Source organism: Dinoroseobacter sp. S375, from assembly GCF_049800775.1.
In the GTDB taxonomy this organism is placed as follows: Bacteria; Pseudomonadota; Alphaproteobacteria; order Rhodobacterales; family Rhodobacteraceae; genus Dinoroseobacter.
Window position 1 is genome coordinate 457,325 of sequence record NZ_JBNAFR010000001.1, and the last position, 22,823, is coordinate 480,147.

Here is a 22,823-nt window from a genome sequence, read left to right on the forward strand (position 1 = left end):
GCGCCTTGATCCATGTCAGATCCGCCCGTCGCGGTGCGCACCAAGGCTGGGACGGGCGGCCCGTCCGTGCTAGGTTGACCGGAAAAGAGGAGGGAGTTCAATGGGCTGGTCCATTCATCACGTCAATCTGCAGGCCAGGGACGTGCGCCGGACGGCGGCGTTTTACCGCGATGTGCTGGGCATGACGGAACAGGACTGGGTGTTTCCCGAAACACGCGGCTACCTGCCCGGCGACCCGGACAAGCTCGCCCTGCTGGGCGACGGGCGCGAAGGGCATACGGGCCTGCACCTGATCGCGCCGGACCCGGAGTTTGCCGAGAAGAACAACCTGATCCACAATCCCAGCGTCGGTGGCCATGTGGCGATCCATGTGGAGGATCTGCAAGGCGTGATTGACCGTTTGACCGCCGCCGGGATCCCGTTCTCGGTCACCGGCGAGTTCGCCATCCCGGGCCTGCGCCACGTCTATGTGGAGGACCCGGAGGGCAATCTCATCGAGATCAACGGCCGTGTCTGAGCGCCAATGGCACCGGGCGCGGCGCGCTCTCCGGACGCCCCCTGCCGCGGGGTAGCAAATCAGCAGCGAGCACCTGCGGATCCAATAGACCGCAGGGCTCGCGCCTCAGGTTCCGGGGCCAAGGGTCAGGCGCGCGTGGTGATTGCGCGGGCCACCAGAACCGAGACCGGGATGCCGAGGCCAAATCCCAGCGCCGCCGACAGGATCACCGGCTGCGCGGTGGTGTAGCCTGCGGTGAGCGCTGCGACCATGAACGACCCTGCGAGCGTGGTGCCGATCAGGGCGTAGAGTATCAAGGCCAGACGGATCATCGGAAAACCCCTTCACTTTAGGTGTATTTGCGATGTTGATTTTACGAGATGAGTCCCCGATGCGTCTTTGATCTGCCGCAACTGGAGGCTGTTCAGGTGCTCAACGGCGCATGCAATCGGCGCAAAGCGGCGCGGTCGGCACCGCAAGCAACCGCGCCTCCGGGATCGGCTCCCGGCATTTCAGGCAAGTGCCATAGATCCCATCCGCAATCCGGTGCAGCGCCGCATCAATCCGCGACAGTTCCGCCTGCTCCGCATGGCCCAACGCTTCGAGAACCTCATCCCCCTGCCGCTCCGACGCGCGGTCTTCCCAATCCTTCGGGGCGGCAGCGTCCAAAGACGTTTCGATCCGGCTCAGGTCCCCGACAATCTCAGCCCGACGGGCGCGGAGGGTCTCTTCAGCGGCGGTGATATCCATGGCAGTTCTCCTCTCGGGGAGGAGTGTGGGGGAAGTCTAGGTTAGGGGGTATGATTTCGGTCAAGATGTAACTTGTGGTCGGACGGGCGCTCGGGCCAAAGCTTACCATCCGGGGGGACTTAGGCATTGGTGGAGCGATCTACTCACAGCGTAGCGCACTTGCCGAGGGACAGGCGAGACAAGCCCGCGCCGTCGGAGCAGTTCGGGCGCTGTAGAATCAAAAACTATGCGAAAACGGTTCTTCAACCCGAAAGGAACCGCTCGTACTCAAAAAATAACTCAGAACAAGTACTGTCAATAATCTGCACATTGGATTTTTTTCGATTTGACTTTGAACTCATTGGAAACACGTACTCTAATTCCTGAGCCACTTGGGACCGAGAGTTTTCAGAAAGCCCTTTCCCAGTTGCTAAAACAACAACGTCTGGAAACCTCATTTCACCAAAAAGAATCTTCATGTTTAGATGCAAAAAACCAAATCCTAGGAAAACTACAACATCGGAACGAGCAAGAGCATTAGATATTCCTTCAACAATGTCCGAGCCAGTGCCCTCGGTGAAAGTCCGAATGCTGTCTGCATACTCAAACAAGCTTCGTTGAAGATCCACTTGACCAAAACACGTTTCGAGTCCGAAGTATCGGAAGTCCCCAATGGAACCATAAGGATAGATTATATTCAAGGCATCCAGCACTTCATCTAACTGGTCATGCCTGAGATCGAAGTAACCGCGAGATGCGACAAGGAAAAACTGGTGTATACACCTATCATAATTGAAAGATACAAAAGTAATTGATCGCAAAGCTTCGATGAAACCACCAAAGCTTCGTTGAGCAACGAGCATCCCGAACAACCGGGCTATCCAGGTATTTTGCAGCTTTCTAGAGTCGAGTTTTGGTGACGCTGTATTTGCATCGACAACTAGAGCGCTGTTCGCCTCCGCCTGCAGTATTGCTTTGGCAATCGCAAGTTTGCCAAACTTCGTAATCTCTGGGTCATTCCTGTGTGTGTCAAGGAAGTTGTCAATTGATGGCGCCCATGGCATGTTGTCTCTAATTTTCCAAGCCGCATGCAAATAGTGATTTAAACTTCTGTCGTGCGAGCTGTCTTGCCGAACTTCTTGCCGCAAAGCAGCAACGAGTTCGCTATCCCCGCGAACTAAACGACTGCCAAAGTCGTCAAATCGAATGTCACAAATATCTGCAATCTTATCCTTCAACTCCGCACCAGTCGGCAGGCCGAATTCCTTACTAGCGCCCGCGCCGACGACAATAACAATTCTTCTGTGACCTTTGCTCATCGAAGAATCTACTCGCTTACATCTTCACGGTTTTCAAACGTCGAACGCATCCTATAAACCCATAGCGTGGGTACGCCCGAAGCTTCTCAGCGCGCCGCAAGCTGTCCTCTTTCATGTTGGCTCGATGTGTATGCCTAACCATCCATCTTGAGTGCGGAAATAAACGCTTCCTGCGGGATATCCACCTTCCCGAACTGGCGCATCTTCTTCTTGCCCGCCTTCTGCTTCTCCAGCAGCTTCTTCTTCCGGGTCACGTCGCCGCCATAGCATTTCGCGGTCACGTCCTTGCGCAGCGCGGCGAGCGTCTCGCGCGCGATGACCTTGCCGCCGATGGCCGCCTGGATCGGGATCTTGAACATGTGGCGCGGTATCAGGTCCTTGAGTTTCTCGCACATGGCCCGCCCGCGCATCTCCGCGCGGTCCCGGTGCACCATGGTCGAGAGCGCGTCCACCGGCTCGTCATTCACGAGGATCGACATCTTCACCAGATGGTCCTGCCGGTAGTCGAGCATCTGATAGTCGAAGCTCGCATAGCCTTTCGTCACGGATTTCAGCCGGTCGTAGAAATCGAACACCACCTCGTTCAGCGGCAGGTCATAGACCACCATCGCGCGGCTGCCCGCATAGGTCAGGTCCAGCTGGATCCCCCGCCGGTCCTGGCACAGCTTCAGCACATCGCCGAGATAGTCATCGGGCACGAGGATCGTCGCCTTGATCCGCGGCTCCTCCAAATGGTCCACATGGGTCAGATCCGGCATGTCGGCGGGGTTGTGCAGCTCGATCATGGAGCCGTCGCGCATATACACATGGTAGATGACCGAGGGCGCCGTGGTGATGAGCTCGATATTGTACTCGCGCTCGATCCGGTCGCGGATCACCTCCAGATGCAACAGCCCAAGGAAGCCGCAGCGGAAGCCGAAACCGAGGGCGGCCGAGGTCTCCATCTCGTAGCTGAAGGAGGCGTCGTTCAGGGCAAGCTTCTCGATCGCGTCGCGCAGATCCTCGAACTCCGCATTGTCCACCGGGAAGAGGCCACAGAACACCACGGGCTGGGAGGGCTTGAACCCCGGCAGCGGGTCGGTCGTGCCCTTCTTCTCATGGGTGATCGTGTCGCCGACGCGGGTGTCGCGCACCTGCTTGATCGAGGCGGTCAGGAACCCGATCTCGCCGGGGCCCAGCGCGTCGACGGGCTGCATCTCGGGGCGGAAGACACCGACCCGGTCCACATGGTGCACCGACCCGTTCGAGAGCATCTTGATCCGCTCGCCCTTCTTGAGGGTCCCGTCGATGATCCGCACCAGAACGATCACGCCGAGATAGGCGTCATACCAGCTGTCCACCAGCATCGCCTTCAGGGGCGCGTCCACGTCGCCCTGCGGCGCGGGCAGCTCGGTAACAATCGCCTCCAGCGTCTCGCGGATCCCGACGCCGGTCTTGGCCGAGACCTGGATCGCGCCGGTGGCATCAATGCCGATCACATCCTCGATCTGCTCCGCCACCCGGTCGCAATCGGAGGCCGGCAGGTCGATCTTGTTGAGCACCGGGACGATCTCGTGATCCGCCTCGATGGCCTGATAGACATTGGCGAGCGTTTGCGCCTCGACGCCTTGGGTGCTGTCCACCACCAGAAGCGAGCCCTCCACCGCGCGCATGGAGCGGCTGACCTCATAGGCGAAATCCACATGGCCCGGGGTGTCGATCAGGTTCAGGACATAATCCTGCCCATCCTCGGCGGTGTAATCGATCCGCACCGTGTTGGCCTTGATCGTGATCCCCCGCTCGCGCTCGATATCCATACTGTCGAGCAGCTGGGCCTTCATATCCCGGTCCGCCACGGTGTTCGTCTCCTGGATGAGACGGTCCGCCAGAGTGGATTTGCCGTGGTCGATATGAGCCACGATGGAGAAGTTCCGGATATGCGCGAGATCGGTCATGGGAAGGGATATGCGGCGGTTTGAGGGGGTTGGCAAGTGGCGACAGTGTCTATGCTTCGCAGTTGCATGTCCGCTTCAATCACACACCTATCACACGGGTGTTGCGGGGTTGGTCCCACGCGCTAGGCTGGAAGCTTAAAACGCGAGGCAAGCACGGTATGGAAATTTGCGACCGAGAAACTGCTGAAGCGTGGTCGGGCCAGCAGGATCCGAAAACAATTGCAGCGTTTGCTGCAAGAAACTCGTTGCGCGCAATGTCCGCCATCCAACACGTTTCGGCCTCCTCGGATGATCTGGCGCGCTTTTTCATCCTGCGCTCAACACTCATCGCCTGTGTCTCGGCAGGAGAGCACTCTCAACTCACCGCGAACAAACTCGCACGAGCGGCGCAGAATGCGTCAGAGGCGCTCCGCTCGGAGCTTAGGACGACATCGTCCATGGATAATTCCTCCGCAAGCAGTGCCGGTCGAATTGCCTTGAACGCCGTGCAAGTGGCGATCGGCGAAAACGACATGATTGAGAAGGGCGCGGCAACCGCCATCACTTGGGCTGAAAACTATGTGGCGAACAGCTATGCGGCAGCAAACCGAGATGCGCAACTTCTGACGCAGATTGCTGCGAACAGCCAACCTGCAAGCGATGTGTTCATGGCGACCCTTTGGCCCTCCCCCGGCGAAAGCAATCACGCAGCGGCAGAACCGGCTGGCCATGTGAAAGCGTATGAGAGTGCCCTTGCGTCCATGGACAAGGAAACTGCGGTCTGGAGTTTCTGGCAACGTTGGTGGGAGGGGATGCGAACGGGTGCACCTCTTCCTTGGGAACTGCAAGAACGTATTTCATTGATCCCAAATGAGCTCTGGGATGTGGGACCAAGGGCGGTTTCGAAGCACATTGCCAAGATTGACGAGGCTTTTTCAGGGAACGTCGAGCCGCTCAATCAGGAGGTTCTCCGGAGCCATGTTAAGAGCCTCCTGCATCAGCCGGAACTTGCCGCTGACGCCGCCGAAAGCATGGCAGCACAGCTTGAGAGGCAAATCGCCGACTACAAGCGCGAAGGTCCGGCAAATGATCTGCCCGAGGGGTTTGAGGGTCTCGAGAGACTTCCACTCGTTTTTAGGAACATCTCGACGGCACTCAGGGTGTCTGGCGGGGTCGAGGACGATACAAACAGGCTGGTTGCGGAAATCAACCGCCTGCACTCTGTCATCGCAGAACTGGAGCAGGATCTGGCGAAGGCGCAGCACGCCCTGGCCGATGCACGCTTATCCACCCTTGAGGCCGCGCAGCAGCGAACCCTTGCTGAGAAGACCCAAACTTGGCTGATGAACATCACGCTACTAGGATCGCTTGGCCTGAACCTCGCGTGGTTTATGGGACTTGAACGTGAAGATCTCAGATATCCAGCGCTCGAGGCCCAGTTCGAACAGAGGATCGAGCAAATGAAGGCAGCGCGGCCAAGCGAAGAAAATGGCGACCTGGCAACCACCCGTGAGCTTTGATCGAAGTTTCGCCAAACCAGCAGTCGTGTTCCGCTCGTTTTCACGGATGGGCTCGGATGACACGTAGCCGGAAGTTGTCGAAGACTTCGAGCTCGTTGCGCTCTGGTTCACAAGGCTCGCTGTGCTTGTTCGGTCCATCGGTGCCCTGGGCTGGACCGCTTAGCCCTTGAACCTCGAATGGGCACTCTGGCATTACCTTAATGGCTTCTCACCATTGCGGCGACCTCAGGCGGCATCTGAGTGACGCAAGGGGCGCGTCGGTCAATCCATCGCGCAAGCGCCTCAAGCGGAGACTGCCCAAAAACAGTGCAGTTTCCGTTCGCGCGACAGGCCACACACCGAGTCTGCATTCCTACACTGGATCTGTGAACTCCGCGGGCCATCTCCTTGCAGGACAAGGCTTTTCGAATCGGATAGACTGTTTCCATGTTCCGGACGATCTCCCTCTTAGCCCTTGGGGCCGTTCTTGCTCAGCCTGCGCTTGCGCAGGAGGCTGGCGGTCGGCCGGATGGGTGGTCTCTGGGCGGGCTCGTGGCGGCGGATACCAATCCCTATATCGGGCAAGGCTCCGACGTGATCCCCCTGCCCCTGTTCCGCTATGCCAATGGCCCGTTCGAGCTCAGCACGAACGGGCTCAGCTATGATGTTCTGGATCTCGGCGCCTTTGACGTCTCGGTGGCGGCCCGGCCGCGCTTTTCCGGACTGATTTCGACCGATGGGCCCGAACTGGATGGGATCGACCGCGAGGTGACCGGCGATGTGGCGCTTGAGCTGCGCTATGATCTCGGGCGGCTCTATGCGGGCGCGGATATTCGTCAGGAATTCACCGGCGAGCATGACGGGCAGGAGGCGCGCTTTCGCTTCGGCCTGCGCCAGGCCCTCGGCCCGGTGCGGCTCGACTGGTCCGCCGGTGCGGCCTGGCAGAGCGGCGATCTGAGCCGCTATGTCTGGGGCGTGGGATCGGACGAGGCCCGGGTCGGGCGCGATGCCTATGACCCCGGCGATGTGGTCGTGCCCTTTGTCGGCCTGCGCGGCGTGATGCCCATCGGCGAGAACTGGTCCATCCTCGGCACCCTGCGCGCGGATTTCCTGCCGGACGCGGTCACCGACAGCCCGATCATCGAGGATGACACGCTGGTCTCCGGCGGGCTCGGGGTGGAATTCCGCTTCTGACGCAACGCTTCTCTTGATTTGCCCGCAGGCCGCGTCATGCTCCGGCCCGAGGGAGGATTGGGAACAGCAGGCGGCACCGTCTCGCGCAGGCTTGCGCGGAGACTTGCCCGCAAAGCACAGAACACTTGCCCGCGAAAGCAACGGGTTAACGCTGCACTGCGCTGGTCACGCCCCCGAAATCCGGGCGCGCCCGGGGCAGGATCGGCGGATTCCCGTCGCGCGACCACTAAATGTTGAGTTGCTCTTGCATACCCGCTTTCTACCTGAGATTGTATACCACAAGACGCGCCCGCCAAGACGCGCCAGAGAAATGAGACCGGATGCCGGACAGAGATCTCATCGCCATCGACAACGAGGCCCTGCTGATCGCCTCAGGCAGCCCCTCGGGCACGCCCGGCAACCCGATCATCAACAACTCCGACACGCCCAATGGCACGGTCTTCGAATATGTCGGCGGCTTCACGCCGGTCACCGTGGTGATCGATGACCGGCCGGGACGGGGCTCCAACCCCAACATCCTCGAAGACGACCTGCCCAACCGCCACCGGGTGGTCGATGGCGGTGGGCTGGTGGATAACGGCACCCGCGTGGAATCCGAGAGCCGGATCGACTTGCGCGCCCTCAACGACCAGGGCCAGCCCACCGGCCCCCTGATCAGCGTCTATGTCTTCTCCAAGGACGGGCAGACCTCGGATATCTGGGGCATGGGCCTGACCCAGCCCCTGATCCCGGGCAAATCCTATGTGAAGATCTCGGGCTCGAACAATGGCGACATCCGCTATGACCAGTTCGTGCCCTGTTTCACCGCCGGAACCCTGCTGCGCACACCAGACGGCCCCCGCGCGATCGAGACCTTGCGCAAGGGCGACCGGATCTGGACCGAGGCGGAGCCGGAGGCCGTGATCCGCTGGGTCGGCGCACGCCGCGTGGACGGGACCGGCGCCCTCGCCCCGATCCGCTTTGCGCCCGGCGCGCTCGGCAACAGCCGCACCCTCTCCGTCTCGCCCGCCCACCGGATGCTGATGCGCACATGGCAGGCAGAGCTGCTCTTCGGCCTGCCCGAAGTGCTCGTCGCCGCCAAGCACCTGACCGCCCTGCCCGGCGTCACCCGCGCGCCGCAAGCCTCGGTCACCTATTGCCACCTGCTGGTGGACGGCCACGCGATCGTGGAGGCCGAGGGCTGCCTGTCCGAGAGCCTCTATCCCGGCGAGGTCGCCCAGGACGGGCTCGACTGGATGGCCCAGCTCGAACTGCGCCAGATCTTCCCCGAGCTCTTCGCCCAAGGCCCCGGCACCACCGCCGCCCCCTGCCTGCGCGCCCACGAAGCCGCCGCCCTGCTGGGCGCGGGCTGAAGGGCTGCTTGGCAGCGCGATGTCCCGGCCCTAGGCTGCGGGCCAGAGCAGCGGCGGAGCAGGCATGGACATTACCATCACCGACGAAGACAGCGCGAAAGCGTGGCTGGAGACGCAGGAGCATTCGGTGCGGGTGGCCTTTGCGGCGCGCTGCGCACTGCGGGCCGCCCCCGGACTGGGGTTTGCGGATACTGAGACACTGGGCGGACTTGCCTTGCCCGTCTTGCGTGCGATCCTGAGTTCGGGGGTCGCGGCGGTGTGTCCGACCCCCGAACTCAAAGAAGACGTCGAAAGCTCCGCCTTCTCCGCCTTCTCCGCCAACTCCGCCTTCTCCGCCAACTCCGCCTTCTCCGCCGCCTACTCCGCCGCCTACTCCGCCGCCTACTCCGTCGACTCCGCCGCCAACTCCGCCGCCAACTCCGCCGCCAACTCCGCCGCCTACTCCGCCGCCTACTCCGCCGCCAACTCCGCCTTCTCCGCCAACTCCGCCGCCTACTCCGCCTACTCCGCTTGCGACTGGGACGCCGGACAGTTGGACGGCGACAGGATCGAGAGTGTCTTCAAAGAATGGCTCTGGCCTTCGGAGGCCCTCGGCGACATACCTCCAGGCGAACCGGAAGGACTGGCCGAAGGTTACGCTAAACTCACCGAGTTCTTCGACAGCGACCCTGCGTGGAACTTCTGGAAACGCTGGCTCCACGGGATGCGTACCGGGAACCCCGAAGACTGGACCCTGCAAGAGCAGATCGCCCTGATCCCGGATGACGTTTGGGACGAAGGCCCCAGCGCAATTGCAGAGCGGATTGCAACCTTCGGGGCCCCAAAGGTTGCCGCACTACTACAGGAAGATATAGCTTTCAGCGAAACCGGCGCACTGAAGCTCACTCCGAAGAATATGCCGGAGGGCGGTCCACTGGGCCTGCTCCTCGACACCGTCGAAGATGCGCTGGATCTGGCAATTTCGGGCCAACGCAATGCCTTATCCGACGATGCTTATCAGGTGCGTTTATTGCGGCGCACATACGCACGCTACGGCAACGATCCGCAGCGGATCGAAATGGACTTCGAGCGCGCACGAGTCAGCCTCATCGAGGACATTGCGGCAGACGACTTACCTGCCTCCGCAGCCAATCGCGATCTGATCCAAAGCCTCGCCGATGCATCGGGGGCGATACGTGCAAGCGACCCGGGAATTCTCGCAAACCGTGAACAGCTCAATCAGATCAGGCTCGGAGAGATCCCGCCGGAAAGCGCCCAGCGGATCGCGGATATTGCCGCTTCGGTCGCGGACCTGTCGGAAGGCACTCTGGCCGAAGATCTGCGAGAGGATCGTTTTGCTCTTCCAGGCGTTTCTATCAACTCACCAGTGCCCGATAGCATCGTCCCTCTGGTAGGGGCAGAGCGCAACAAGGCGCTGGAAACGCAAGCTGCGCAAATCCGACTGTTCTCTCGCCTCTCCAAAGTTTGGCTGTATCTGAAAGCACACCCCACGGAGGTCGCAATCGTCACTAGCGTTGTCGGGACCTTGTCAGGCGTAATCGGCACCATCGTGGCTCTGGTCACACTTTAGGACAACCCCCGACCTCGGGTGGGGGTGAAACCCCCTCCCGGGGGGAGGTCGAGCGATGTCCGGCGTGCCGCCGGGCGGGATGGGGCAGCGGTTGACGGGCGCGGGTCTTCGGGGGGTTGCTGTCGCGTCTGTCGTATTGGGGGCGTCTTTCGGTGTGGCATCCGCCGTCGCGGCGCGCCTCTCGGCCCCCATGCGCCTCTCAAGCAGCGCGGCTTTGGTCGCTGGCACGATGAGACGCAAGGCACCTCCCCGTCGGGCACTTTGCCCGACAGGTGCCCGACACTTGCCCGACACATGTCCGACGCCCCGCCGACGGGCAAAAATCGGGCACCGAGCCGCCCCCGACGCTCGCATCTGGCCTCTTGCCAAACCGCCCCGCGCCGGTTTACACCGCGCCCAGAGCAACCACAGGAGACGGCCCCATGGCCCTCACCCTCCGACAGATCCGACGAGACCTGACCCGCGCGTAACCCGCGCGCCCCGTTGCTTTGGGCCCTCATGCCCGCCCCACCATTCCAAATTGACACCGCCCCACGCCATTGGCACCAATGGGGCTCGCCTGTTCCGAGAGGATGTGACCGATGATCCCTGCGATCCTGCCGACCTATAACCGCGCGCCTTTGAGCTTTGTCAAAGGCGAGGGCTCCTGGCTGATCGAGGCGGATGGGCGACGCTTTCTGGATCTCGGCGCCGGGATCGCCGTGAACGCGCTCGGCCATGCCCATCCCCGGCTCGTCGCCGCCCTGACCGAACAGGCGCAGGCGCTCTGGCATGTCTCGAACCTCTATGAGATCCCGGCCCAGCAGAAACTGGCCGAGATGCTGGTGGCCGAAACCTTTGCGGATACAGTGTTTTTCACCAATTCCGGCACCGAGAGCTGCGAGCTCGCCGTCAAGATGGCGCGCAAGTATTTCCACGATGCGGGCCAGCCTGAGCGGGTCGAGATCATCGCCTTCGAGGGCTCGTTCCATGGCCGCTCCTCGGCGGGGATTGCGGCGGCAGGGTCCGAGAAGATGACCAAGGGCTTCGGCCCGCTCCTGCCCGGGTTCCGCCACCTGCCCTTCGGCAATCACGAGGCGCTGCAGGTCGCGATCACCGACCGCACCGCCGCCGTCATCGTCGAACCCGTGCAGGGCGAAGGCGGGATCAAGCCCCTGCCCGATGCCTGCCTCAAGGGGTTGCGCGACCTGTGCGACGCCCATGGCGTTCTGATGATCCTCGACGAGGTGCAATGCGGCGTGGGCCGGACCGGACGGCTCTTTGCCCATGAATGGGCCGGGATCGCGCCGGACATCATGATGGTGGCCAAGGGGATCGGCGGCGGGTTCCCCCTCGGTGCAGTCTTGGCCACCGAGAACGCCGCCTCTGGCATGACCGCAGGCAGCCACGGCTCGACCTATGGTGGCAACCCGCTGGGCTGCGCCGTGGGCTGCGCCGTGCTGGAGAGCGTGACTGAAGACGGGTTCCTCGCAGATGTGCAGCGCAAATCGGGCCTGCTGCGACAGGGGCTTGAGGGGCTCGTCGCCGAGTTCCCCGAGGTCTATGGCGAGGTGCGCGGCAGCGGGCTGATGCTGGGGATTGTCTGCACGGCACCGAACACGGACGTTGTGCAGGCGGGCTATGACGCCGGGGTGCTTGTGGTGCCCGCGGCAGAGAACGTCATCCGGCTGCTGCCGGCGCTGACCATCTCGGAGGACGAGATCGGCGAAGCGCTCAGCCGTCTGCGGGCGGTTGCGGAATCGGTTCGGGCCAATGCCGCATGATTACAGGTTCGTGCCCGTGACCCGGGCGGATTACCCGATGCTGCGCGCCTGGCTGGCCGAGCCCCATATGGGCGGCTGGTGGGGCACGCCGGAGGCCGAGATCGCCCTGATCGAAGAGGATCTCGAGGGCGGGTTCTGCGACATGCGGGTGGTCTGGGCCGACAAGCCCTTCGCCTTCGTGCAGAACTATCCGGTCCGGGCCTATGGCGCGCCCCATTACGGGCACCTGCCCGATGACGCGCACGGGATGGACACGTTTCTCGGGGATCCGGCCTATCTCGGTCAGGGCCATGGCGCGGGTTATCTGCGCGCCCGGGCCGAGGCGCTCTTTGCGGCGGGGATCCCGGCTGTGGTGGTGGATCCCGACCCGGAGAACACCGCCGCGATCGCGGCCTATCGCAAGGCGGGTTTCACGCCCGTCGGCCTGCGCCCCTGCGAGGATGGCGCGACCGTGCTGGTAATGGATATGTGGGCCCCCGCTGCGGATGCCGCCCGGACAGATGACAAGAAAGACTTGAAATGACGCATTTTCTCGACATTCACACGACCGATCCGGCGGAGCTCCGGAAGATGATCGACCTGGGCCGGAGCATGAAGGACGCCCGCGCCGGACGCCCCAAGGGCGCGACCGACGACACCCAGCCGTTGGCCGGGCATATGGTCGCCCTGATCTTCGAGAAACCCTCGACCCGGACCCGCGTGTCCTTCGATGTCGGCGTGCGCCAGATGGGCGGGCAGACCATGGTGCTCTCGGGCACGGATATGCAGCTCGGCCATGGCGAGACCATCGCGGACACGGCGCGCGTCCTGAGCCGCTACGTCGATCTGATCATGATCCGGACCTTTGAAGAAACCACCCTTCTGGAGATGGCGGATCATGCCACGGTGCCGGTGATCAACGGGCTGACCAACCGCACCCATCCCTGCCAGATCATGGCTGATATCATGACCTATGAAGAGCATCGCGGCCCCATCGCGGGCAAGAAGGTGGTGTGGTGCGGCGATGGCAACAATGTCTGCGCCTCTTTCCTCCATGCCGCCGGGCAGTTTGGCTTCGATCTGACCTTCACCGGTCCCTCGACCCTCGATCCGGAGGATGAGTTCGTCGCCGGTGCCCGCGCCAAGGGCGTGCAGGTCGCCATCGAGCGGGACCCGGACATTGCCGTGCAGGGCGCGGATCTGGTGGTCGCCGATACCTGGGTCTCGATGCATGACAGCCAGACCACCAAGGAGCGCCGCCACAACCAGCTGCGCCCCTATCAGGTAGACCGGGCGTTGATGGACAAGGCCAAGCCGGATGCGCTCTTCATGCATTGCCTGCCCGCCCATCGCGGCGAGGAGGTCACCTCGGAGGTGATGGATGGCCCGAACTCGGTGATCTTCGACGAGGCCGAGAACCGGCTTCACGCGCAGAAGGCCGTCTTGCGCTGGTGTCTGGGGGTCTGAGCGCGCAGGATAGCGGCTGATATACCTCCAACCCGGGAGACGCCCCTTGAGACCGACAGCTTTGATCACGACCCTTTCGACCGTTCTGGTTCTGGCCGGATGCGAGACCACGACCCCCGGCGGCGCCAATGCCGGGACCGAACAGCTGCGGGCGCAGCTGGCACCGGCCATGCGTGACGCGGATGTCCCGGAGGCCTGTATTCAAAGCCTGTCCCTCTCGGCCCTGACCGCGATCAAGGCCGCGGCCAGCCCCGGCTTGGGGCCGCGCGTTTCGGCTGGCAATGTCGGCCTCGGCAATCCGCGCATTCAGGAAAGACAGCGCATTCAGACCATCGCCCGGCGGGAGTGCCCGGACATCTGACAACCCGCGCCCTCGACACTCACGGCCCCGAGGGGGCGCCAAGGCCACACAGCAAACGGCCATGCGAGCGTGTCCGATCCGAGCTCACTCTGCGCCCTGGCTTGTCTCGCTGCGTGTTGCAAGTCACGCGGACGTCCGGACAGCGGCACTGACCCTCGTGACACGCCCTTTGCCGCGCGCGCTGCCGGGGCTGGGATTTCTTGGGCACACGGCGAGAAAGCCCGTGTTTGGTATTGTCGTTTGTAGCATCATCTGGGTTCGACGTAGACGGGCAGGCCTGACTGGCTGCACTGCGGGGTCGAGGGTAGAAATGGACTGCCCTTGACGGCGACCCGGCGTTGCGAAATCTCAATGGCGTCGGCAAGGGCTCCAGCCTCTTCAAGTTCAACGCCAGGGGATCGAACAGTGCTGACCATCTCGGTGCGCCCTAGAAGAAGTCGGACCGCCCTGAGATGCTCGGCTTTCTGGTAGATCCGAGGACCCTTTACGTGTTGACCAAGTGCAAGGCCCCGTTGAGCGCGCGCGACATATCGTAGAAATCAGGCGTGGCCCCACCGGTGCCTCCGAGGCGATGGATACGCTTGATCCTGCCAAGATCCCCCTTAATCGAGCGGAGCAGCGACAGGCCGTTCAAAGCCGACAGTTGGAACGCCTCATAGCCTTGCTCGACCGTTAGATCAGCGCCCATCTTGCCCGTGAACTTCAGGTCCCCGGAGATCCAGGGGAGCATCCCTGACGTGTAGATGATGGGCCCGATCTGCGTGTGGGTCACGTAATCGGCGACAGCCTCTGGCACCGGTGGCAAGGCAAGTCCGAGTTCCGTCAGTCTTTCTTCCGGGGTGCCGGATGAGACCTCTTTGAGCTTCATGTTTATGCCTCCCTCGCACGCGGTCTGCGTTTCATGACATCTGTTGGCCAAGCGGCCTCCCGGCCGTGAGCCCTGCCACCTTTTCAAGGATGCCTTGAGCGTCGATGCCGTAATGCCGGTAGAGATCGCCGATGGTCCCGGTTTGACCAAAATGCTCGACCCCGAGCGGCACAGTCCGGTGCCCGGCAACACTTCCGAGCCAAGCGAGCGTTGCCGGATGGCCGTCGATCACCGTGATCAATGTGCAATGGGGCGGCAGATCGTTCATGAGCCGCTCGACGCAGGAGACGGCGTCCGTATTGCCCCGGGCGCGGGCGCGCTGAGCGGCTGTCCACCCGGCATTGAGACGGTCAGCCGAGGTCACGGCGAGCACGCCCACGTCTCGGCGTGACCCGGCGAGATGGCCCGCCGCCTTGATCGCTTCTGGAGCCACAGCCCCCTGATAAGCGATGACGACGTCACAGTTGGGGCCGGGCTTTCGCAGCCAATAGCCCCCATCGACAGCCCCTTGCTGCCAACCCGGATCAGGTCGTGGCCCGGGCTGCTCTAAGGGCGTGGTCGTCAATCTGAGATAGATGGACCCACCGGTTTCGTCCCGCAACCAAGTGCGCTCATCCGGGTCCCCGTCGCCGTCACGCTGCATGTAGTCGAAAGCCCAATGCATGATGTGTGAAAGTTCGTCCGCAAATGCGGGCTCAAACGCCGCCAGCCCGTCTTGGGACATACCAATGAGAGGGGTGCCGATGGATTGATGCGCCCCGCCTTCAGGGGCCAAGGTGACCCCTGAAGGGGTGCCGACGATCATGAAGCGCGCGTCCTGATACGTTGCGTAGTTCAGCGCATCCAGGCCTCGGCAGACGAAGGGATCGTAGACGGTCCCGATGGGGATCAGGCGCTTGCCGAACAGGGAATGTGACAGGCCCGCTGCCCCGAGCAGCAGAAACAGGTTCATCTCTGCGATGCCCAGTTCCAGATGCTGGCCCGCCCCATCGAAACGCCACTTGGCGGTCGACGGGATGCGATGCTCGATAAACGCGTCCGCCTTGGCCTCTCGGGCAAACAGCCTGCGCCGGTTCACCCAGGCCCCAAGGCCTGTGGTTCCGGTCACATCGGGCGAGGTCGTCATGATCCGTGCGGCGAGATCGCTGTCTCCCTTGGACAATTCATCCAGGATCTTGCCGAAAGCAGCTTGGGTGGAGGTATCTTTTGCCGTGTCGATTGCAACCGTCGGCACCGGCAACCGATCATCCGAAAACCGGCGTGGGCCGGTGTTGAAGAACGGAACCTGTGCGAGGAAGGCCTGCAAGGCTTCCACATTTTCGACGGTGGCGAACGGGTCCCATTCCTGACCTTCCGGAACCCCCATCTGGTTCTGCCACTCGGCCATTTGGGGTTTGGTCATCAGACCGCCGTGATTGTCCTTGTGCCCGGCAATAGGTGTGCCCCAGCCTTTGATGGTGTAGGCCAGAAAACAGGTGGGCCGGTCATGATCAATGGCCGCGAAGGTCTGGGCCATCGTTTCCACGCAGTTGCCGCCAAGGTTTTCCATCAGCACGGCAAGTTGGGCGTCGCTTCTGCGGTCGATCAGGGCAGATACGTCGCCCTGATCGCCAAGGTCATCCATGAGCCTCTGCCGCCAAACCGCGCCGCCCATATAGGTCAGCGCCGCGTAGTCCTGGTTCGGGCAGGCATCGATCCAATCCCGCAGGGTCTCGCCGCCCGGCTCTTCAAATGCCGCTCGTTGAAGCGCACCGTGCTTGACCCGAACGACATCCCATCCAAAGGCATCGAAGATCTTCTCAACCCGTTCAAACAGGCCTTCGCGTACAATCCCGTCGAGGGACTGCCGGTTGTAGTCGACGATCCACCACGTGTTGCGCAGGTCGTTCTTCCAGCCCTCCTGGAGGACCTCGTAGACGTTCCCCTCGTCAAGCTCCGCATCGCCGACGAGCGCCACCATCCTGCCCAAGGGCAAGTCACGTCCCCAGTCCTTGGCCGCGATGAAGTCCTGTACCAACGAGGCCAGGGCCGTGATCCCGACGCCAAGACCCACCGACCCGGTGGAGAAATCCACGTCATCGACATCCTTGGTTCGGCTCGGGTAACTCTGCACGCCGCCGTAGCCCCGGAAGTTCTCCATCTTCTCGCGAGTTTGGGTGCCCATCAGGTAGTGCATCGCGTGGTAGATCGGCGAGGCATGGGGTTTGACCGCCACCCTGTCCTCGGGTCGGAGCGCCGAGAAGTAGAGCGCCGTCATGATGGACACCATCGACGCTGACGAGGCCTGGTGCCCGCCGATTTTGATCCCATCCACCTTGGGGCGCAGATGGTTGGCGTTGTGGATCATCCAATGGCTGAGCCACAAAAGCCGCTGCTCGATCACCTTCAGGTGTTGTACGGTCTCAATCACTCATCCGCCTCCCAGGTTTACGCGTTCAGATCAAAGTCAACATGCACGTGGTTCCCGTCCGGGTCGGAGATATGGAACTGGACGCGGCCAGCGCCCTCGACCTCGATCCTTTTGAACCGCGCCCCCTGGTCCAACAGGGTCCCCTCGAAGGCCGAGGTGTCCGTCGCCGAGATCGCAAAATGTCCAGCTTCAGTGCGGGTTCCGACCCAGCCCGTGCCTGTCCAGTCTCCTCTACCAGGTGAACGACAGCGGCCAGCCCGGCGGAGAGCCAGCCTCCGCCAAATGGAAAATCAGGTCGGGGTTCCAAACGCAGACCCAGGACGGCGCCATACCAGGCTACCATCTTTTCCAGGCTGGTCGTCACGACATTCACATGGTCCAACCGCCGGATCGGCATTTCAGAAGCCTTCCAGCACGATCTTGCCCTTCGACGTGCCGCTCTCCAACAGGGCATGGGCCTTGATCAGATTGGCGGCGTTGATGGTGCCAAAGCTCTCGGCAACGGTGGATTTGAGCCTGCCCGCCTCTGTCAGCGCAGCGACCTCGTTCAGGATCTCGCCCTGCCGGCCGATATCGGCAGTTTCGAACATCGGGCGCGTAAACATAAACTCCCAATGGACCGAGATGGCCTTGGACTTGAAGGGCATGATGTCGAATGTCTCCGGATCATCGATCAGCCCGTAGCGGCCCTGAGGCGTCATGATCCCGGCGACCTCTGCGGAATACACATTCGAATGGGTCGTCGAGTAGACGAAATCGATGCTGCCAACGCCAAGCGCTTCGATCTGCGGGCCAAGCGGGTCTGCATGGCTGACGACATGATGCGCCCCGAGATCTTTCACCCAGGCTTTCGTTTCAGGCCGGGAGGCTGTCGCGATGATCGTCACGTCGGACAAGGCACGGGCGAGCCCCATGGTCATGGACCCAACGCCACCCGCACCGCCAATCACCAAGAGCGTGTTCTTGCCACCCGGAACGGGGCTGTCGATCCGCAGCCGGTCAAACAGCATTTCATGGGCGGTGAGTGCTGTCAGAGGCATCGCCGCCGCTGCGGGCGTTGGGATTGAGCTGGGCGCTTTGCCAACGATCCGTTCGTCCACCAGATGGAACTCGGAATTGGTGCCAGGCCGATTGACCGCTCCCGCATAGTAGACCTTGTCACCAACCGAGAAATTGGTGACAGCCTCACCGAGGCCTACGACTTCTCCGGCGGCATCCCACCCCAGGATATTAGGTGTCCCACCGGTGGGAGCACGCCTCTGCCGGATTTTGGTATCCACCGGGTTGACCGAAATCGCGTCGACCCTCACCAACAGATCACGGCCCGTCGCAGTGGGCATATCGGCCTCAAAGTCAATCAACGCATCGGCCCGCGTGATCGGGCCCGTCTCGGTATATCCAACGGCCTTCATGGTGTGCTCCTGTGACATTGGTCAGCCGACAACGCTCATCTCGTTCAACGTAAACGCTTCGACGGCGCCATCGGTCGCTTCCATGTAGGCGGCCAGATGCGGTGCCCCCATATGGGTCTGCCACAACGCGCGGCTCTCCCAGTTTTCGTAGAACAGAAAATGCGCCGGGTTGTCGTTGTCCTGATGCAGGTCGTAGTTGATGCAACCTTCTTCGCCCCGCGTGATGTCGATGAGCTTGAGAAGCTCAGCCTTCACAAGGTCGATCTTGTCGGGGTTGGCTTTGATGTTGGCAACGATGGTCAGCTTGGCCATTGGTTTCATCCTTTGTTTGATCCCTGAGTGAGGAATTTACTTGGACGACCATTCGGGATAAATATTCCTCTTGAGAAAACATAATCCGGAAAAAGCGGCCAATGCTTCTCGACAATCTCAGGCTGTTCATGACCATCTCTGAGAAGGGCAGCCTTGTGGCGGCGGCCCGGGAAACCGGTATGTCCACGACCACGGTTTCGGAACGTTTAGCAGCACTCGAAGCGCATTACGGCGTGGTCTTGTTCAACCGTACAACACGGTCCATCAGCCTCACCGAAGAGGGCCGGACACTTATAGACGGGGCCAGATCGGTTCTGAGCGAAGTCGCTGACCTTGACGCACGCATTCGCCATGGGGCCGAGACACTCTCCGGGCTGATCCGCATCTCAGCACCCGTCGATCTTGGGCGCTCCTTCATATCTCGCGCCATAGAGAGCTTTACCGACGAAAACCCCGCGGTTTCCGTCGAGCTGTCCTTGTCAGACGGATATGTCGATCTTGTCGGTCAAGGATTTGATCTGGCCGTACGCTTTGGCAACATGATGGACTCAACCCTGAGACTACGCAGCCTCGGTCGGTTCCAAAGGCTCGTCTGTGCCTCTCCGGCCTATTTGGACAGACATGGGACCCCGGAACTTCCCGAGGACCTCGTTGGCCATAATTGCCTCGTGATGCGCTTCGGAGAGAGTTTGGACAACGTCTGGGAATTCGGCAAAGGGTCCAAGCGGCATCGCGTGGCGGTGCGCGGAAGCAGGATTGTGAATGACGGTTGGCTCATTCGCTCCTGGGCGCTGGCCGGACATGGGATCGTCTTGAAGTCCGAATTGGATGTCGCCGACGATATTCGAGCTGGCACCTTGGTTTCGCTGCTCGCCGAGCATTTGCCGCCACCGAACCCGCTACAGATGATGTTCCCCCCAGCAAGAGCGCAGCCGCGCCGCGTTTCGGCCTTTGCCGACCATCTTCTTGCGTCGGTTCCCACAACTGAAAGGAACGGCGCGTAGCTCCGGCGCCGAGGTTCCAGAAGACGACGCCAGCAAAAGCGCCCCGCAAAGCTCCGGTTCATCTGCAGAATGGCAGTGACAGCTCGGTTCGCAAAACCGTCGCTCGGTCTGAGGATCTGCTCGCCGCGCTGCTGCAAGTCCGCGTGGAGCCCGGGGGCACCCAAGCTGCGTTTTGCCCACATGTCCAACTAGGGCTCTCCGCCATTCAAAAAACACTCCAACGGCTATGCGACAAGAGAGCCCCGAGGATCGTCGGCGTTCTGATATTTCGCTGACGGATTACGGCGTTGGGCTGCGCTCCGAGCTTGTTCCCTTCGCAATGGACATCATAACCGACGCGACTTCTGGCGTGTCACGCGAAGACCTGGAGACAACGCTAAAGACCCTTCGGGCATTCGCCAAAAACTTGGCATGAGCGACATGAACCATTTCAAAGACAGGAGGATGGCATGACATCCTACAACTACGAGTCTTTCTCACCAGACAACTACGACCTGGCGAGCGCTGATGGGCCAGACGTGGGCCAAAAAGCACCGGATTTCCAACTGGAAACCCCTGATGGCGAAATGCGAAACCTTCTCGACTTTGAGGGTGAGTGCCTCGTCCTCGAACTGGGGAGCATGACCTGTCCCCTCTTTCTGACACGCCATGACAGCATGCAGAAAATCGCGAGCGACTACCCCAATGCCGCGCATGCAGTTCTATATGTCCGTGAAGCCCATCCGGGCGCGGCAATCCCGGCGCATAAATCAATGGATGATAAAAAGGCTGTGGCTTCAATCCTGAAGACCGAGCTTTATGACCTGCGGACAATTCTCGTGGATGGCGTCGGGGGCGAGGCGCATTTGGCTTACGGGAGCATGCCTAACGCGGTCTATATCATCGACGGCAAAGGTATCGTGCGCTTCAAGGCACCATGGAACAACAGCGCCACAACACGTCGCGCGCTGGACGCCGTGCTTCAAAACAAACCTGCGGATTTCAAGAGCTACTTCAAACCCGCCAAGCCTGGGATCGTTCTCAGTACGGCAAAGCGTGCGGGAAAGGGGTCGGCAAAGGACTTCTTCCATGGCTTGCCAAGGTTGATCTGGAATGTGCTGATCAAGAACAACCTGCGGACTTTCTTGGGGCGCTCATAATCCGGGCTTGAGCTGATCTGCGGTTGCGAGCCGCCTTTTGGGTGTTTGCCACAAAGGGCAGCTTGATCCGCGAGGCAGGCAAAAAAGGGCGTGCTGCGTCGAGGCGCGGCGGAGGCTCTGTCCCGGCATCGGGATCACTGACGTTGGTTTAGGGCCCCGCTGATAGCGCGGGCCCTCGTCGTTCAGGGACGCCAGGTCAGGAAGTTGCCGATCATCCGCAGACCTGCGGCCTGACTTTTTTCCGGGTGAAATTGCGCGCCGACCAAGTTGCCTCGCCCAACGATCGCCGTGACCGGACCGCCATAGTCGCAATGGGCCAGCAGGGTCGCGGGGTCGGTGACCTGCATGTGGTAGGAATGGACGAAATAGGCATGATCGCCCGTCGCGACCCCCTCCAGCACCGGATGCGGGCGGTCCACGATCAGATCGTTCCATCCCATATGGGGCACCTTGAACCCCGGGTCCGAGGGGGTGATCGGCACCACCTCGCCACCGATCCAGTCAAAGCCCGCCGTCTCGGTGTATTCGCGTCCCGTGGTCGCCATCAGCTGCATGCCGACACAGATCCCCATGAAAGGCCGCGCCTTGACGGTCACCGCCTCCTCGATGGCCTCGAACAGGCCACCGAACCCTTCGAGCCCCGCGCGGCAGGCCGGGAACGCCCCGTCGCCGGGCAGCACGATCCGGTCGGCCTTGGCCACCAGTTCGGGATCCGAGCTCACCCGCACCTCGCCGCCATCTACCTCCCGCGCCATCCGCTCAAAGGCCTTCTCGGCCGAATGCAGATTGCCGCTGTCGTAATCTACCAGAACCGTCAGCACGTCAGAGCGACCCTTTGGTCGAGGGGATGGCATCCGCCTTGCGCGGATCTGTTTCCAGCGCATCCCGCAAGGCGCGGGCCACGGCCTTGAACGCCGCCTCGGCGATGTGGTGGCTGTTGATCCCGGCAAGCGCCGAGACATGCAGCGTCAGCCCGCCATGGGTCGAGAGCGCCTGAAAGAACTCGCGCACCAGCTCGGTGTCGAACGCGCCGATCTTGGAGGTGGGCAGTGCCACGTCCCAGACAAGATAGGGCCGCCCGGAGATGTCGAGCGCGGCGCGCACCAGCGCGTCATCCATCGGCAGAAGGCAGGAGCCGTAGCGCACGATCCCGCGCTTGTCGCCCACGGCCTCGCTGAGCGCCTGACCCAACGCGATCCCCACATCCTCCACCGTGTGGTGATCGTCGATATGCAGATCCCCGTCACAGCGGATCGTCATATCCACCAGCGCGTGGCGGCTGAGCTGATCCAGCATGTGGTCGAAAAACCCGACCCCGGTCTGGTTGTCATAAACCCCTGTCCCGTCGAGATTGATCTCGACCGAGATGTCGGTTTCAGCGGTCTTGCGGGTGATGGTCGCGCGGCGCATGGGGTGATCCTTCCTTTGCCCCGGCCTTTTGGCATGGGTCGCGCGCGCTGCCAAGCCCGGGCTGCGCGGCCAGGGCCACCCCTGCAAGGGCGCAGACCATGCCCGCGACCTGCCATTGGGTCGGCCTTTCGTCCAGAACGACCACCGCCAGCACCGCGCCGCCAAAGGCCAGCCCGCTGCCCAACACCGTGCCCCCGCAGAGCCCCGCACGCCCGAGCGCCCAGCTCAGCCCGAGGATCATCAGGGGGCTCACCGCATAGATCACACCAGCCTGCTTGGCCGAGGCGTGCTCCAGCCCGGCATAGAGGACAGTGTTTGTCCCGATCACCCCCAGCAGCGCGAGCCCGCAAAGCCGCGCGAGATCGCGGCGCAAGGCTGCGTGGACCGCCACCCGGTCGCGCCACAGGACGGGTGCCAAACACAGCGCCGCGAGGCTCCAGCGCGCGGCATTGAGCCAGACCGGATCGCTCAGGGCGTGCACAGCCCGGGCGGCGACGAAATTCCCGGCCCACAGCAGGGAGGCCAGAACAAGGATCAGCGCAGGGCGCAGGTCTTGGAACATTGTCGAGCTCAAATTCGGTTTGTCGAAATAACTGGGCCAAACCTGTCTTCCCCAACGTCAGCGC

The 22,823-nt window shown here is 62.0% G+C and carries 23 protein-coding genes; 11 read left to right on the forward strand and 12 right to left on the reverse strand.

Features of this window, described 5'->3' with window-relative positions; all coding sequences use genetic code 11:
• Window positions 1-100: 100 nt before the first annotated feature.
• Window positions 101-517 carry a VOC family protein gene (locus ACP150_RS02110; RefSeq protein WP_424964889.1) on the forward strand — a complete coding sequence of 139 codons (417 nt, stop codon included), beginning with the start codon at window positions 101-103 and terminating at the stop codon, window positions 515-517.
• A gap of 125 nt (window positions 518-642) precedes the next feature.
• Here the strand turns inward: ACP150_RS02110 and ACP150_RS02115 are convergent, their stop codons facing one another.
• The 4 genes from ACP150_RS02115 to lepA all read right to left on the reverse strand — a co-directional run bounded on the left by ACP150_RS02115 (window position 643) and on the right by lepA (window position 4,478).
• Window positions 643-828 carry a CTP synthetase gene (locus tag ACP150_RS02115; protein ID WP_424964890.1) on the reverse strand — a complete coding sequence of 62 codons (186 nt, stop codon included), beginning with the start codon at window positions 826-828 and terminating at the stop codon, window positions 643-645.
• A gap of 100 nt (window positions 829-928) precedes the next feature.
• Window positions 929-1,246, reverse strand: coding sequence for a TraR/DksA family transcriptional regulator (locus ACP150_RS02120; RefSeq protein ID WP_424964891.1), 318 nt, complete (start codon window positions 1,244-1,246; stop codon window positions 929-931).
• Window positions 1,247-1,488: 242 nt separating this feature from the next.
• Complete coding sequence (locus ACP150_RS02125) at window positions 1,489-2,544, reverse strand: hypothetical protein (protein ID WP_424964892.1); 1,056 nt, start codon at window positions 2,542-2,544, stop codon at window positions 1,489-1,491.
• 134 nt (window positions 2,545-2,678) lie between these two features.
• The gene (gene lepA / locus ACP150_RS02130; RefSeq protein WP_424964893.1) at window positions 2,679-4,478 is read right to left on the reverse strand and encodes a translation elongation factor 4; all 1,800 of its coding nucleotides are present in this window, start codon (window positions 4,476-4,478) and stop codon (window positions 2,679-2,681) included.
• Window positions 4,479-4,636: 158 nt separating this feature from the next.
• Between lepA and ACP150_RS02135 the strand changes: the two genes are divergently transcribed.
• The 8 genes from ACP150_RS02135 to ACP150_RS02170 all read left to right on the forward strand — a co-directional run bounded on the left by ACP150_RS02135 (window position 4,637) and on the right by ACP150_RS02170 (window position 13,642).
• Window positions 4,637-5,977 (forward strand): hypothetical protein, encoded by a 1,341-nt coding sequence (locus ACP150_RS02135; RefSeq protein ID WP_424964894.1) that lies wholly within the window; start codon window positions 4,637-4,639, stop codon window positions 5,975-5,977.
• Window positions 5,978-6,403: 426 nt separating this feature from the next.
• Window positions 6,404-7,150 carry a MipA/OmpV family protein gene (locus ACP150_RS02140; protein ID WP_424964895.1) on the forward strand — a complete coding sequence of 249 codons (747 nt, stop codon included), beginning with the start codon at window positions 6,404-6,406 and terminating at the stop codon, window positions 7,148-7,150.
• A gap of 320 nt (window positions 7,151-7,470) precedes the next feature.
• On the forward strand, window positions 7,471-8,502 hold the full coding sequence (locus ACP150_RS02145; protein WP_424964896.1) for a Hint domain-containing protein: 1,032 nt from the start codon (window positions 7,471-7,473) through the stop codon (window positions 8,500-8,502).
• A gap of 64 nt (window positions 8,503-8,566) precedes the next feature.
• The gene (locus tag ACP150_RS02150) at window positions 8,567-10,072 is read left to right on the forward strand and encodes a hypothetical protein (protein ID WP_424964897.1); all 1,506 of its coding nucleotides are present in this window, start codon (window positions 8,567-8,569) and stop codon (window positions 10,070-10,072) included.
• Between the two features lie 581 nt (window positions 10,073-10,653).
• Window positions 10,654-11,835 carry an aspartate aminotransferase family protein gene (locus tag ACP150_RS02155; RefSeq protein WP_424964898.1) on the forward strand — a complete coding sequence of 394 codons (1,182 nt, stop codon included), beginning with the start codon at window positions 10,654-10,656 and terminating at the stop codon, window positions 11,833-11,835.
• The gene (locus ACP150_RS02160; RefSeq protein WP_424964899.1) at window positions 11,825-12,358 is read left to right on the forward strand and encodes a GNAT family N-acetyltransferase; all 534 of its coding nucleotides are present in this window, start codon (window positions 11,825-11,827) and stop codon (window positions 12,356-12,358) included. The genes ACP150_RS02155 and ACP150_RS02160 overlap by 11 nt, the downstream gene beginning before the upstream one ends.
• A complete protein-coding gene (gene argF / locus ACP150_RS02165) occupies window positions 12,355-13,281 on the forward strand; it encodes an ornithine carbamoyltransferase (RefSeq protein WP_424964900.1) in 927 nt (308 codons plus the stop codon). Before ACP150_RS02160 ends, argF begins: the two co-directional genes overlap by 4 nt.
• 46 nt (window positions 13,282-13,327) lie before the next feature.
• Window positions 13,328-13,642 carry a hypothetical protein gene (locus ACP150_RS02170; protein ID WP_424964901.1) on the forward strand — a complete coding sequence of 105 codons (315 nt, stop codon included), beginning with the start codon at window positions 13,328-13,330 and terminating at the stop codon, window positions 13,640-13,642.
• 484 nt (window positions 13,643-14,126) lie between these two features.
• Here the strand turns inward: ACP150_RS02170 and ACP150_RS02175 are convergent, their stop codons facing one another.
• Genes ACP150_RS02175 through ACP150_RS02195 form a run of 5 tightly spaced genes read right to left on the reverse strand, consistent with a single transcriptional unit; the run spans window position 14,127 to window position 18,644 of the window.
• Window positions 14,127-14,510 (reverse strand): RidA family protein, encoded by a 384-nt coding sequence (locus ACP150_RS02175; RefSeq protein ID WP_424964902.1) that lies wholly within the window; start codon window positions 14,508-14,510, stop codon window positions 14,127-14,129.
• 31 nt (window positions 14,511-14,541) lie between these two features.
• Entirely contained in the window at window positions 14,542-16,920 is a 2,379-nt protein-coding gene (locus ACP150_RS02180; RefSeq protein ID WP_424964903.1) for a 1-deoxy-D-xylulose-5-phosphate synthase N-terminal domain-containing protein, read from the reverse strand.
• 25 nt (window positions 16,921-16,945) lie between these two features.
• Window positions 16,946-17,374 carry a VOC family protein gene (locus ACP150_RS02185; protein ID WP_424964904.1) on the reverse strand — a complete coding sequence of 143 codons (429 nt, stop codon included), beginning with the start codon at window positions 17,372-17,374 and terminating at the stop codon, window positions 16,946-16,948.
• Window positions 17,319-18,332 carry a zinc-binding alcohol dehydrogenase family protein gene (locus ACP150_RS02190; RefSeq protein ID WP_424964905.1) on the reverse strand — a complete coding sequence of 338 codons (1,014 nt, stop codon included), beginning with the start codon at window positions 18,330-18,332 and terminating at the stop codon, window positions 17,319-17,321. The genes ACP150_RS02185 and ACP150_RS02190 overlap by 56 nt, the downstream gene beginning before the upstream one ends.
• 21 nt (window positions 18,333-18,353) lie before the next feature.
• Entirely contained in the window at window positions 18,354-18,644 is a 291-nt protein-coding gene (locus tag ACP150_RS02195) for a putative quinol monooxygenase (protein WP_424964906.1), read from the reverse strand.
• A 101-nt stretch (window positions 18,645-18,745) separates the two neighbouring features.
• Between ACP150_RS02195 and ACP150_RS02200 the strand changes: the two genes are divergently transcribed.
• The gene (locus ACP150_RS02200; protein WP_424964907.1) at window positions 18,746-19,648 is read left to right on the forward strand and encodes a LysR family transcriptional regulator; all 903 of its coding nucleotides are present in this window, start codon (window positions 18,746-18,748) and stop codon (window positions 19,646-19,648) included.
• A 449-nt stretch (window positions 19,649-20,097) separates the two neighbouring features.
• Window positions 20,098-20,787: a deiodinase-like protein gene (locus ACP150_RS02205; RefSeq protein ID WP_424964908.1), complete on the forward strand. Its 690-nt coding sequence runs from the start codon at window positions 20,098-20,100 to the stop codon at window positions 20,785-20,787.
• A 182-nt stretch (window positions 20,788-20,969) separates the two neighbouring features.
• On the opposite strand, the gene hisH is transcribed toward ACP150_RS02205, so the two are convergent.
• From hisH to ACP150_RS02220, 3 genes are read right to left on the reverse strand one after another with little or no spacing between them, the layout of a single operon-like run.
• Window positions 20,970-21,608, reverse strand: coding sequence for an imidazole glycerol phosphate synthase subunit HisH (gene hisH, locus ACP150_RS02210; RefSeq protein ID WP_424964909.1), 639 nt, complete (start codon window positions 21,606-21,608; stop codon window positions 20,970-20,972).
• A 1-nt stretch (window position 21,609) separates the two neighbouring features.
• Window positions 21,610-22,197 (reverse strand): imidazoleglycerol-phosphate dehydratase HisB, encoded by a 588-nt coding sequence (gene hisB, locus ACP150_RS02215; RefSeq protein ID WP_424964910.1) that lies wholly within the window; start codon window positions 22,195-22,197, stop codon window positions 21,610-21,612.
• Window positions 22,163-22,759, reverse strand: coding sequence for a DMT family transporter (locus ACP150_RS02220; RefSeq protein WP_424964911.1), 597 nt, complete (start codon window positions 22,757-22,759; stop codon window positions 22,163-22,165). The genes hisB and ACP150_RS02220 overlap by 35 nt, the downstream gene beginning before the upstream one ends.
• Window positions 22,760-22,823: the final 64 nt, after the last annotated feature.

Coding starts and splice junctions, on each gene's coding strand:
- argF (WP_424964900.1), top strand. CDS start 12,355: ATGACGCATTTTCTCGACATTCACACGACCGATCCGGCGGAGCTCCGG.
- ACP150_RS02190 (WP_424964905.1), bottom strand. CDS start 18,332: ATGAAGGCCGTTGGATATACCGAGACGGGCCCGATCACGCGGGCCGAT.
- ACP150_RS02205 (WP_424964908.1), top strand. CDS start 20,098: ATGACATCCTACAACTACGAGTCTTTCTCACCAGACAACTACGACCTG.
- ACP150_RS02175 (WP_424964902.1), bottom strand. CDS start 14,510: ATGAAGCTCAAAGAGGTCTCATCCGGCACCCCGGAAGAAAGACTGACG.
- ACP150_RS02155 (WP_424964898.1), top strand. CDS start 10,654: ATGATCCCTGCGATCCTGCCGACCTATAACCGCGCGCCTTTGAGCTTT.
- ACP150_RS02120 (WP_424964891.1), bottom strand. CDS start 1,246: ATGGATATCACCGCCGCTGAAGAGACCCTCCGCGCCCGTCGGGCTGAG.
- ACP150_RS02125 (WP_424964892.1), bottom strand. CDS start 2,544: ATGAGCAAAGGTCACAGAAGAATTGTTATTGTCGTCGGCGCGGGCGCT.
- ACP150_RS02220 (WP_424964911.1), bottom strand. CDS start 22,759: ATGTTCCAAGACCTGCGCCCTGCGCTGATCCTTGTTCTGGCCTCCCTG.
- ACP150_RS02195 (WP_424964906.1), bottom strand. CDS start 18,644: ATGGCCAAGCTGACCATCGTTGCCAACATCAAAGCCAACCCCGACAAG.
- ACP150_RS02110 (WP_424964889.1), top strand. CDS start 101: ATGGGCTGGTCCATTCATCACGTCAATCTGCAGGCCAGGGACGTGCGC.
- ACP150_RS02140 (WP_424964895.1), top strand. CDS start 6,404: ATGTTCCGGACGATCTCCCTCTTAGCCCTTGGGGCCGTTCTTGCTCAG.
- ACP150_RS02135 (WP_424964894.1), top strand. CDS start 4,637: ATGGAAATTTGCGACCGAGAAACTGCTGAAGCGTGGTCGGGCCAGCAG.
- lepA (WP_424964893.1), bottom strand. CDS start 4,478: ATGACCGATCTCGCGCATATCCGGAACTTCTCCATCGTGGCTCATATC.
- ACP150_RS02185 (WP_424964904.1), bottom strand. CDS start 17,374: ATGCCCTGTTGGAGAGCGGCACGTCGAAGGGCAAGATCGTGCTGGAAG.
- ACP150_RS02160 (WP_424964899.1), top strand. CDS start 11,825: ATGCCGCATGATTACAGGTTCGTGCCCGTGACCCGGGCGGATTACCCG.
- ACP150_RS02115 (WP_424964890.1), bottom strand. CDS start 828: ATGATCCGTCTGGCCTTGATACTCTACGCCCTGATCGGCACCACGCTC.
- ACP150_RS02200 (WP_424964907.1), top strand. CDS start 18,746: ATGCTTCTCGACAATCTCAGGCTGTTCATGACCATCTCTGAGAAGGGC.
- ACP150_RS02145 (WP_424964896.1), top strand. CDS start 7,471: ATGCCGGACAGAGATCTCATCGCCATCGACAACGAGGCCCTGCTGATC.
- hisB (WP_424964910.1), bottom strand. CDS start 22,197: ATGCGCCGCGCGACCATCACCCGCAAGACCGCTGAAACCGACATCTCG.
- ACP150_RS02150 (WP_424964897.1), top strand. CDS start 8,567: ATGGACATTACCATCACCGACGAAGACAGCGCGAAAGCGTGGCTGGAG.